9 protein-coding genes and 1 pseudogene are annotated in these 11,182 nt (G+C 63.9%); 5 read left to right on the forward strand and 5 right to left on the reverse strand.

The annotated features are described in order from the left end of the window. Positions 1 to 17 precede the first annotated feature (17 nt). The 5 genes and pseudogenes from BM315_RS24735 (at position 18) to BM315_RS21155 (ending at position 5,360) form a co-directional block, all read left to right on the forward strand. Positions 18 to 530, forward strand: a complete 513-nt coding sequence (locus tag BM315_RS24735; protein ID WP_170862278.1) for a hypothetical protein — start codon at positions 18 to 20, stop codon at positions 528 to 530. Next, the gene (locus BM315_RS21135) at positions 527 to 2,077 is read left to right on the forward strand and encodes a multiheme c-type cytochrome (protein ID WP_170862279.1); all 1,551 of its coding nucleotides are present in this window, start codon (positions 527 to 529) and stop codon (positions 2,075 to 2,077) included. Before BM315_RS24735 ends, BM315_RS21135 begins: the two co-directional genes overlap by 4 nt. Next, positions 2,074 to 4,410: an FTR1 family protein gene (locus BM315_RS21140; protein WP_090505277.1), complete on the forward strand. Its 2,337-nt coding sequence runs from the start codon at positions 2,074 to 2,076 to the stop codon at positions 4,408 to 4,410. Before BM315_RS21135 ends, BM315_RS21140 begins: the two co-directional genes overlap by 4 nt. Positions 4,411 to 4,757: 347 nt before the next feature. After that, positions 4,758 to 5,076: pseudogene (locus BM315_RS21150) on the forward strand (CoA transferase); the annotation flags it as partial. Positions 5,077 to 5,096: 20 nt separating this feature from the next. Further along, complete coding sequence (locus BM315_RS21155; RefSeq protein ID WP_090505279.1) at positions 5,097 to 5,360, forward strand: hypothetical protein; 264 nt, start codon at positions 5,097 to 5,099, stop codon at positions 5,358 to 5,360. Here BM315_RS21155 and BM315_RS21160 read toward each other — a convergent pair. The 5 genes from BM315_RS21160 to xerD all read right to left on the reverse strand — a co-directional run bounded on the left by BM315_RS21160 (position 5,353) and on the right by xerD (position 10,757). Further along, entirely contained in the window at positions 5,353 to 5,676 is a 324-nt protein-coding gene (locus BM315_RS21160; RefSeq protein WP_090505281.1) for a hypothetical protein, read from the reverse strand. The genes BM315_RS21155 and BM315_RS21160 overlap by 8 nt on opposite strands. A 472-nt stretch (positions 5,677 to 6,148) precedes the next feature. Next, positions 6,149 to 7,558 (reverse strand): threonine synthase, encoded by a 1,410-nt coding sequence (gene thrC / locus BM315_RS21165; RefSeq protein ID WP_090505283.1) that lies wholly within the window; start codon positions 7,556 to 7,558, stop codon positions 6,149 to 6,151. A 67-nt stretch (positions 7,559 to 7,625) separates the two neighbouring features. Next, on the reverse strand, positions 7,626 to 8,930 hold the full coding sequence (locus tag BM315_RS21170) for a homoserine dehydrogenase (RefSeq protein WP_090505285.1): 1,305 nt from the start codon (positions 8,928 to 8,930) through the stop codon (positions 7,626 to 7,628). A gap of 112 nt (positions 8,931 to 9,042) precedes the next feature. Beyond that, positions 9,043 to 9,768, reverse strand: coding sequence for a thioredoxin fold domain-containing protein (locus BM315_RS21175; protein WP_090505287.1), 726 nt, complete (start codon positions 9,766 to 9,768; stop codon positions 9,043 to 9,045). A gap of 92 nt (positions 9,769 to 9,860) precedes the next feature. Next, positions 9,861 to 10,757, reverse strand: a complete 897-nt coding sequence (gene xerD, locus BM315_RS21180; protein WP_090505288.1) for a site-specific tyrosine recombinase XerD — start codon at positions 10,755 to 10,757, stop codon at positions 9,861 to 9,863. Between the last annotated feature and the right edge of the window lie 425 nt (positions 10,758 to 11,182).

The raw sequence follows: 11,182 nt of genomic DNA on the forward strand, positions 1-11,182 counted from the left end.
CGCAAGAGCCCCTGTATATGACTGCCCCTCTGCCCCTTGAATCGACGGTGCGCAATGCGCCCGCTGCACCGACCAAATCGCGCACCAGCCTGCTGATCTCCCTGTTGTTTGCCGGCCTGATGGGCTCTGGGCTGCATCTGGAATTGCTGGCCGGGCGCAACTGGAACTCCGGTGAAATCGTCCTGTTTGTCCACCTGTGTCTCGGCCTGGCATTCACCGTCCTGCTCGCGTTCTGGATCGACCGGCACGTCCGCAGCGGCTTGCGCAGCAGCCAGCGGCCGGCATTCACCTGGCTCAGCTGGCTGCTGCTGGGCAAATGCGTCCTGCTGTTGCTCGGCGGCTTGCTAATGACCTTGCCGGTCGCCCTCTACCTGGGCGGCGTCATTTGGTTCTGGAGTTTCGAAACGACCGACCTCTTGACCTTTGTGCACTTGTGGGCCGCCTGCCTGGCCAGCATCGGCCTGCTTGCCCATTTGCTGCTGCGCCACTGGCGCCATGCGCATACCACCGACAAGGAAGCGCAGGCGTGAAAAGCCAATTCAAGAAGAACGCCCCCTGGCTCGCCCTCGGCCTGCTGGCCAGCATCGGCCTGATGCTCGCCGCCGAATGGTTGCGCCCCCAAGCCGTCGAGCCGGGTGTCGACCTGGCCGACATTCCTTTCTACCAACTGCCTTTCGGGCCTGACGCCGAGGGTAATCCGCGGCCCTTTTGGCCTTCGCGGCTGAAAACGGAAAATGGCCGGCTGATTGAGCCCAAAACCATCCAGTCGGCAGCCGCCTGCGCCGAATGCCATCAACGCGAATTCGATGAGTGGGCGCCCTCACTGCACGCCATCGCCGGACGCGACGTGATCTACGAGAAAGCCGTCGAGGTCAACGAAGACCTGCACCGCAATGGCATTGAGAAAGCCCGTTTCTGCGAAGGTTGTCATGCCCCTGGCGAGGTGCTGGCCGGACGCACCAACCGCTTCAAGTCGGTCATGCCTTCCGACGCGGAAACCGAAGGCTTGACCTGCGTGATGTGCCACACCGCCACCCATGCCGACCCGGTGGAAGGCAACGGCGCCCTGACCCTCGCCGTAAACACCGGAGTAGACCAACTCTCCAACCCGATGATCCTGGCCGCACCGCGCGACCATTCGCGCGCCTTTGGCGCAACGCAAACCAATGACCTGATCGCCAGTGCGGACTTTTGCGGCGCCTGCCACACCGAGAACTACGACAGCTCGATGTCCAAGGCGGTTAGCCGTCAGCATGTGCAAAGCACCTTTGTCGAATGGCGTGACAGCTGGTACGGGCGCAACGACGTGACCTGCCAGGACTGCCACATGGCTCCCGATCCGGCCGCCTACGTGCGCCAGATTCGCGACGGCAACCTGGCCAAGCCGGAGCGCTACGCACACAACTTTGTCGGTTCCAACTACCTGATGTTCGACACCGCCCTGGGCTCCAACCTCACCTACCTGCGCGGCGGCCTGCTGCCTGGTCTGACGGAGACGAAAAACACCCAGCTGATCGAGCGTCAGGGCCAGGCCACGCGCGAACTGCTGCGCGCCGCTGCCGGCCTGGAGCTGCGCCACAGCGAAGTCGCCGATGGCCAGTTGCGCTTCAGCATTGCCGTGCAAAACCTGGGCGCCGGGCACAACCTGCCCACCGGCGTGATTGACCAGAAGCACATGTGGCTTGAGGTCATCGTCCGCGATGCCGACGGCAATTCGCTCTATCACTCGGGCGCCTTCGATGGCGTGCGCGGCGAAACCGACCCCGACGCGGTGATCTGGCGTGAAGACTTCCGCGACGCCGAGGGCAAGCGCATTCCCGATCACCTGACCTTTATCACCGCCGAAATCACCCACCTGCGTCCCGGCATCCCGCCCAAAGGCGAAGATCTCGTGAGTTACCAGGCCCCTCTGGCGGCTGACGTGCGCGGCCCGCTGATCCTGGAAACACGCCTCTGGTATCGGGTCGCGACCCAGGAATTTGCCTACAACACGCTGAAAATCGACCTGGTTATCCCGCCGTTCGAACTGGCAGCAGCAACCTACAGCCTTAACGGCGCCAATGAGACCCGACCATGACCGCACTCGTTCTGCGCCCACTTGTGTTTCTCATAAGCCTGCTTTGCGCACTGGCCAGCACCGCAAGCACCAGCGTGCCCTGGCCAAACGCCGAGGCCTTGCGCAACGATAGCGCCTACCTGCAACGCTACCTGTTCCGCCAGCCGTCCACCCCACTGCGCGAGGACGCCGGCAAACGCCTGGAGCACCTGCGCCAGCAATGGCAACAGGGTCTGCAGGCGGCCTACGCCCACGACACCGCCAGCCAGGCCGCACAGATCGACAACGCCTTGGCCCGCCTGGAACAAGCGGTTCAGACCTGGGACCCAGGCCTGGCCGCCCAGGCCCGCGCCGAGCTCTGGTGCGGCCTGCTCGATGGTGCCCTGCGCAACAGCATGCGCCAACTCGACCAGGGCGCTTTCGAGTCAGCCGCCGCCTGGCTGCACATTCGCGAATACGCACGCACCTCGCGTGACACCGCCGCCAGCCTGGCAATCCGCGAAGCACTGGCCGGACGCCTGAGCGCCGCGCAGGCGCGCCAGATCATCGAACCTGAGCTGCTGGGCATCTATGCCAGCGAAATGCGCATGGCCCTGGCCCAGGCACGCAGCCATCTGGCCGCCGGCCATCGCGTGCAACTGGCGGGCAGCCTGGCCCGAGCCCAGGGGCTGCAGCGCCTGCTGAGCGACAACCTGAGCAGTCGCCTGGGCAGCGAGAAAGCCCAGCTTATCGCCACCCGCTTTACCCAACTGCATGCCGAGCGGCCGGCAGATGCGCTCGCCAAACAGCTTGCCGAACTGGAAGGCCAACTGAGCAGCTATGCCCCGGCGCAGCTCGCGGCAGCGGAACTGGAAAGACGCATTCAGCTGTTCTCGCGGTTTCTGCGCCTGATCCCTCTGGAATACAGCAAAGGCGTGCGCGACGGCGAGGTCACCATCCCCTTCGAATACTTCGAAGCCGGGCTGTTTCGCGACCGTGCCGAAATGCTCCTCGGTGATCTCGGCTACAACCTGGCCGAACGCGCCCCCGCAGCCCTGCAACGGATGACGGACATTCTGAGTGAATTGCAGCATCAGATCGCCAGCAAAGGTGCTGTCCCGCGCGTCCAGGCACTGAGCGACGAAGGCCTGGCCTTGCTGGCCCAGGTGTATGGCCAGGAACTGCTGCAAAGCGACCATGGCGCGGCCCTGACGCTGTTGCCGGAAGTCCTCAGCGAACTGGCCAACGCGGTCAATTCCGGCGACTGGGCCGCCGCAGACCTCAAGCGCCTGGAGGCCTACGCGCTTTTCGATCCCGATATCGAGCAGCGCCTGATGCCCCGCGCCCCGGCGCTGGCGCTGAAAATGGAAGCTGCCTTCTGGGAGGGCAACGCCAATGACCCCGGCCTCGGCGCACTGATTGCGCGTCAGGCTCCCGAGGAGGAACTCAACGCCGCCCTGGCACGCCTGCAAGCCGACAGCAAACAGGCGGCAAGCATCCTCAGCAGCCAACTGTCCGCGATGGGCGCCTTTGTTCAATCGCTGGCCATTCTCCTGCGCGAAGGCCTGGAAGCCGTGATCGTACTGGCCTGCATGATCGGCGCCGTAAAGGCCAGCGGCATCCCGGCCGCCGGCCTGCGCGGCTGGCGCTGGCCGATACTGGCCGGAACCGGCAGCGCGGTGGCCGGCTCCTTTGCACTGTGGCTGGCCGTCGGGCAGCTGTTCGCCATGACCACCCTGCAGCGCGAACTGCTGGAAGGGCTTACCGCACTGACCGCCGCGGCGGTCCTGCTGTACGTAACCCACTGGATCTTCCGCAAAGCCTATGTCACCGACTGGGTTGCCGAAATACGTCGCAAGGCCAGCCATGCCGGACAGTCCCAGCAAGGCTCGCGCAGCCCCTATCTAGGCTGGACAACCCTGTTCAGCCTGGCCTTCCTGGTAGTCTTTCGCGAAGGCTTCGAAACCGTGCTGTTTTACCAAGCCCTGCTGATTGATGCGCCATCCCTGCCGGTACTGGCCGGCTTGATCGGCGGAGCCCTGCTCTCGGCGGTGGCCGCCTATGTGGTGCTCGGCCTTGAAGCCAAGCTGCCGGTCACCCTGTTCTTCCGGGTTACCGGCGTGCTGCTGGCCATGCTTTGCCTGATGATGACCGGCAGTGGCGTGCGCGGCCTGCAAACGGCGGCACTGGTGCCCGCCACCCCGGTGCACTGGTTCCCTGACGCGCCCTGGCTGCAGCTTTACTTCGGCCTCTACCCGGTAGCCGAAACCCTGCTGGCCCAAGGCCTGCTGGCCGCCCTGCTGGTTTTGTCGCTGGCACTGCTGCTCTATCGGCAACCCGCCGGCGGCACGCCGGGGCAAAGCCAGGCGGCCTGAACCCGGCGGCCTGACCAGCCGCCATCAGGCAATCGGCACAGGGGACGGCCTTCACAGGTCGCTCCCCTGCCACACCACCCGGCATGCGGGTACGCACCGGGCGGTTCGAGAGATTGAGGTTACGAGAGTCACACCAGTCCCAGCCTGTCGAACCACGCCCCACCAGCACTCGATTGAGCTCAAAGCGGTTGTTACGCCACCAACAACACGAGTTGGCCACCACTTTCCAGGCCGATTGGCTGCTGGCTTCCAGAGCCCGCAGTTCGCGGTAAATCGTCGGACCACGCCTCCATTGTTTAAGCTGGAGTGCTCGCAATTGGCGTCGTATCCACTCGTCCAGCTCTCACCAGATTTTCGGTGTTCAGGACCTGGCCGAAGACCCGAGCCTGGCCAGCAACGACGGCCGCGGTGCCGGCCAGCCGCATCCTTAGCGCCGAGGACATGTTCGGCAACCCGCAATACCTGGCACGCGAGATGCTGCTCAGCGCCAAGCTGCCGGACGGCAAGCCGTTCAAGATACCCGGCATAGTGCCCAAGCTGTCGGACACCCCGGGCGGGGTCGAGTGGACCGGCCCGGAGCTGGGCGAACACACCGAGCGGGTACTCGCTGCGCTAGGCTATGACAGTGAGGCCATTGCCGAACTGCGCCGAAACGGCGCCGTCTGAACGTGGCCAGGAGCACCCTCATGCCTGCCATCGAAGACCCCCTGCCCCGGGACGTACTGCTTGCCCTGCAAGAAGACCGCCGCACAGAGGCCATCGTCCTGCTGCGTATGCGCAAAGGGATCAGTGAAGACGAGGCCGAGGCGCGGATCGACCGCTACCTCGAGGAGAACCCGCCGACCCGTCTGCGCGGTGCCGGCATAATCGCCCGCAGCAAGCTCAATGCCCTGATCTGGCTGGGCCTGATCGTCATGATGGCACTGGTCTACCTGCTGCTGGTCAGCTGAAGCCACAGTCGGTCATGGCCACCCCGGCAGGCGGCTGGCCCCTGCCCTCTATGCCGGCCGAGAGCCTTCCGCTGAACAGTATCAATAGCCCCAGCAGCAGGATCAGCGTCAGCCAGAACCACAGGCCATGGCCACCCAGCGTGCCTCTGGAGCGGCGCAGATGGGGGTGTTCCAACAGATAGCACTCGACCGCCTCCTTGGCCTCCTTGAGGCTGAGCCCCTGGTTTTCGCGCAGCAACTCGATTGCCTCCATCTTGCGCCCACGCTCGAGCGCCCGAATGACCTCGTGTGGCATTTCCTTGGGGAACTCGTTCATGGCCGCCTCGCACTCTCTTGAGCCCGACTCGCTCACCCAAAGCCTAGCTGGCTGTAGCGGCACCTGCAGGCGGGACCAGGTCCTGTTGCCTGCTGCATGGAGAGTCAGCCTCCTGTAGGAGCCAGTAACCGCAGGATGCGGGCCGCGTAGGATGAGCGCAGCGATACCCATCGAGCGATTTATACCTGTATCCGGTTGTCACGGCTGAAATCCATGATGGGCTACGGCGCGGCTGCTCTGCTGGCAGCAGGTCAATTTGTGGCCGCCTAACCCATCCTACGGCCGGTGTAGCGCGCGCGGGGCCACCCAGGCCGTGCGCACCACTGATAATTCCTGGTGCGCACGGCGCACCCTTCGAGCTGGTGTCATCGAAACAATAATTCCGAGACAGCACACTGGTTGCTGCAGAGGCCAAAGAAAAACCCGGGGCCGCCAGAGGCGACACCGGGTTGCAGGGCTTGCGCGCGGGGCGTTACAGCGGCTTGCCGCGGTTGCCGTGCTGGCTGACGAAGCCTTGTACCGTTTTCAGGTCGTTGGCCAGCACCGTGCAGCGCTCTTCGCGCTCGAACAGGTCGGCCAGGTGCGGCGGCAACGCCGGAGCCTGGCCGATACCGGCCTTCTCCACCGCCTCGGGGAACTTCACCGGGTGTGCGGTGCCCAGGATGACCATGGGCGTGGCCAGGCTGCGCCTGCACTCGCGCGCGGCGCGCACGCCGATGGCGGTGTGCGGATCGAGCAGCTCGCCGCACTCGGCGTACACCTCGGCGATGGTTTCGCAGGTCGCCTGGTCGTCCACCGCCAGCGAGTCGAACAGCTTGCGTGCCTCGCTCCAGCGGTCTTCTTCGACGCTGAAGCCGCCGCCCTGCTTGAAGGTGCTCATCAGCTCGGCGACAGCTGCGCCGTTGCGCCCGTGCAGGTCGAACAGCAGACGCTCGAAGTTCGACGAAACCATGATGTCCATGGACGGCGACAGGGTCGGGTACAGATCGCCCTTGTCGTAGCGATTGCCGCTCATGAAGCGATGGAGGATGTCGTTGCGGTTGGTCGCGACTATAAGCTGGCTGATCGGCAGGCCCATGTTGCGCGCCAGGTAGCCGGCGAAGATGTCGCCGAAGTTGCCGGTCGGCACCGAGAACGCAATGGAACGGGCCGGGCCGCCGAGCTGCAGGGCGGCGTGGAAGTAGTAGACGATCTGGGCCATGATCCGCGCCCAGTTGATCGAGTTGACCGCCACCAGGCGCGTACCCTTGAGGAAGCCCTGATCGGCGAAGCTGGCCTTGACCATCTCCTGGCAGTCGTCGAAGTTGCCCTCGATGGCGATGTTGTGGATGTTCTCGCCGAAGATGGTGGTCATCTGCCGGCGCTGCACCTCGGACACCCGGTTGTGCGGGTGCATGATGAAGATGTCGACGTTGTCGCAGGCCTTGCAGCCTTCGATGGCGGCCGAACCGGTGTCGCCGGAGGTGGCACCCATGATCACCACGCGCTCGTTGCGCTTGGCCAGCACATGGTCGAGCAGACGGCCGAGCAACTGCAGGGCGAAGTCCTTGAACGCCAGGGTCGGGCCGTGGAACAGCTCGAGCACCCACTCGTTGCCGTTCAGCTGACGCAACGGCGCCACCGCACTGTGGGCGAATACCGCATAGGTTTCTTCGAGAATCCTCTTGAAATCGGCATCGGCAATGCTGCCGGCAACGAACGGGCGCATCACCCGGAACGCCAGCTCGTGGTAGGGCAAGCCGGCCCAGGAGGCGATCTCTTCCTGGGTAAAGCGTGGCAGGTTTTCCGGCACGTAGAGACCGCCATCACTGGCCAGGCCAGCCAGCAGAACGTCTTCGAAATTCAGGGCCGGTGCCTGGCCGCGGGTGCTGATATAGCGCATGTTTGGCAAACCTTCGGTTTGAAGCGGCAGGCCGCACGCGCCTGCTGCGCGCGCGGCCTGCTGCGGGTTAGTTCAACTGTTCGACGCGGATACGCATGACCTTGCCGACCACATCGTCGAGCGCTTCCAGGGCGGCCAGCGCCTCGTCGATACGCGCCTCGACCACCCGGTGGGTGACCAGGATCATCGGCACCAGGCCGTCGTGTTCTTCGACTTCCTTCTGCATGATCGACTCGATGTTGATGCCGCGCTGCGACAGGATGCTCGCCACCTGGGCCAGCACGCCGGGACGATCCTTGGCCTGAATGCGCAGGTAGTAGGCGCTCTCGCACGCGGCGATCGGCAGAATCGGGTGATCGGACAGCAAGTCCGGCTGGAAGGCCAGGTGCGGCACACGATTGGTCGGATCGGTGGTCAAGGCGCGCACCACGTCGACCAGATCGGCGATGACCGAGGAAGCGGTCGGTTCCATGCCGGCACCCGCGCCGTAATACAGGGTCGAGCCCGCCGCGTCGCCATTGACCATCACCGCGTTCATCACGCCATTGACGTTGGCGATCAGACGGTCGGCCGGGATCAGGGTCGGGTGCACGCGTAACTCGATACCAGCCGCGGTGCGCCGCGCCACGCCCAGGTGCTTGATACGATAACCCAGGGCCTCGGCGTAGCCCACGTCGGCCGTGGTCAGCTTGGTGATGCCTTCGGTGTAGGCCTTGTCGAATTGCAGCGGAATGCCGAAGGCGATGGAGGCGAGGATGGTCAGTTTGTGCGCCGCATCGATGCCTTCGACGTCGAAGGTCGGATCGGCTTCGGCGTAACCCAGCGCCTGCGCCTCGGCCAGCACGTCGGCGAAGGCACGGCCCTTCTCGCGCATCTCACTGAGGATGAAGTTGCCGGTGCCATTGATGATCCCGGCCAGCCAGTTGATGTGGTTGGCGGCCAGCCCCTCGCGAATCGCCTTGATCACCGGAATGCCTCCGGCCACCGCGGCCTCGAAGGCGACTATCACGCCCTTCTCACGCGCCCTGGCGAAGATCTCATTGCCATGCACGGCGATCAGCGCCTTGTTCGCGGTGACCACATGCTTGCCATTGTCGATGGCCCTGAGCACCAACTCGCGCGCCAGGGTGTAACCGCCGATCAGTTCGATGACGATATCGATCTCGGGGTTGTCGACCAGCTCGAAGACATCGCTGGTAATGGGGGTACCGGTAATGTCGCACTGCGGGTTCTGCGAGCGCAGCGCGATCTGCGCCACCTCGATGTCACGCCCGGCACGCCGCGCGATTTCCGCGGCGTTGCGCTTGAGCACGTTGAAGGTACCGCCACCGACAGTACCCAGCCCACAGATGCCTACTTTGACCGGTTTCACACTGAACTCCCCATCTGCACTGCGTAAAACGGCCGGAGCTAGCTCCGGCCGCAGAAAAGAAAAAAGAGCCGCACCTTACGAAGCGGCTGTTTATTAGTCAATCAGCCCTGAATCACTTGGCTTCGAGCGCGAGCTTGGCCAGTTGCGCTGCGGGTTGGTAACCCGGTATCAGCTTGCCATTGGCCAGGACGATCGCCGGCGTGCCGCTGACCCCGATCATCTGCCCCAGGGCGTATTGCTTGGCCACCGGGTTGTCGCACTGGGCGGTCGGTACTTCTTGCCGCGACTTGGCCAGATCCATCGCGGCGTTGGAATCCTCGGCGCACCAGACACTGACCAGTTCCTTATACGCCGGGCTCTGCAAACCCTGACGCGGGAAGGCCACGTAGCGCACCTCGACCCCCAGGCGATTGAGCTCCGGGACTTCGCTGTGCAGTTTCTGGCAGTAACCGCAATCGGTGTCGGTGAACACGGTGATGTGGGTCTTGGCCTGTTCGGCCGCGAAGATCACCATTTCCTTGGCCGGAATGCCGTTGATCTCCTTGGCAATCTCTTTGGTTTCATGCTCTTCGGTCAGGTTGACCGCCTTGCCGTCCTTGATCTGGAACAGATAGCCCTGCAGGAGGAACTGGCCGTCGTCACTGGCATACAACTGACGGCCGCCCTTGAGCTGAATCTGATACAGACCGGGCATCTGACTCTCGGCAATCGCCTCGATTGGCAGGTCTGGCTGGATCGATTGCAGGCTCTTGCGGATCACCTGATCGGGGTCGGCGGCCAGGCTCAAGCTGCTGGCCAGGCCGAGGGCCACGGCTGCGAAAATGCGGGTCACGCGCATGGATACTCCTAACGAGCGTCGGACAAACGAAGGTTGCAACAGACTACCATAGATGCCCGCAAAGGCAGACCACAGCAGGTCGGACGGCCACCTCAGCCCCGTGGATGGTGCTTGGCATGCAACTCTTGCAGACGCGCTCGAGCGATATGGGTGTAAATCTGCGTGGTCGACAGATCGCTGTGGCCCAACAGCATCTGCACCACCCGCAGATCGGCACCGTGATTGAGCAGATGGGTGGCAAAGGCATGGCGCAAGGTGTGCGGCGACAGGCTCTTGGCGATACCGGCGACCCTGGCCTGCAGCTTGATCCGGTGCCAGAAGGTCTGCCGGGTCATTTGCTCGCCACGCAAGCTGGGAAACAGCACGTCACTGGGCTTGCCGCCCAGCAATAACGGCCGCGCCTCCTTGCTGTAGCGCTCGATCCACAGGATCGCCTCCTCGCCCAGCGGCACCAGGCGCTCCTTGCTGCCCTTGCCGAACACGCGCAACACGCCCTGACGCAGATTGACCTGCTCCAGGGTCAGGCCGATCAACTCGCTGACCCGCAGCCCGCAAGCATAGAGCACCTCGAGCATGGCGCGATCGCGCAGACCGATCGGATCATCCAGCTCCGGCGCCGCCAGCAGTGCTTCGACATCCGTCTCCGAGAGGGATTTTGGCAACGCTCTGCCGAGCTGCGGCAAATCGACCTGCAGGGTCGGGTCGGCGCCAATCAGCCCTTCACGCAACAGAAATCGATAAAAACCGCGCAACCCCGAGATCAGCCGCGCCGTCGAGCGGGCCTTGTAGCCCTCATTCAAACGCCAGGCCAGATGATCGAGAATCAGCTCGCGACCGACGCCGGCCAGCTCCAGATCGCGCGCCTGCAGCCAACCATGGAACAACGCCAGATCGCTGCGATAGGCCGCCCGCGTGTGCACGGACAAGCCTTTCTCCAGCCACAGGGCATCGAGAAAGCGGTCAATCAGCGGATGATCAATAGCGGGCATCGACAACACCTATAAACTGCTGGCGCCAGAGTGGTCGACGCCAGTTTTCCACAGCACGACCAGTTGCGGCCAGGGTTAGCGCTTAGCCCATAATCGAGTAGGAGGCGGGGTTGCCCCCGCCGTCCTCTCACACCACCGTACATACGGTTCCGTATACGGCGGTTCCTGCCTACTAACCAACAGCGTCAGCGAGCTTGGTTCCGTTGATGTGTCGCCTGCGGTATCTAAGCGCCCAGACCGGCCCTCGGAGCTTCCGGCTCCTACCTCCTGATGGTCTCGACCCCCGCTACGCGGAGTTTCTGCTTTACGATCCAACAGAGATCACACCCGACTGTCCACTCATGGCAGGTTCAGCCCTTCGTCACTCCGGTTTCGAGCAACTACTACGGCCTCGGCTGACTTCTGTTCGCCCATCCCGTCACCTC

Source organism: Pseudomonas borbori (genome assembly GCF_900115555.1).
In the GTDB taxonomy this organism is placed as follows: domain Bacteria; phylum Pseudomonadota; class Gammaproteobacteria; order Pseudomonadales; family Pseudomonadaceae; genus Aquipseudomonas; species Aquipseudomonas borbori.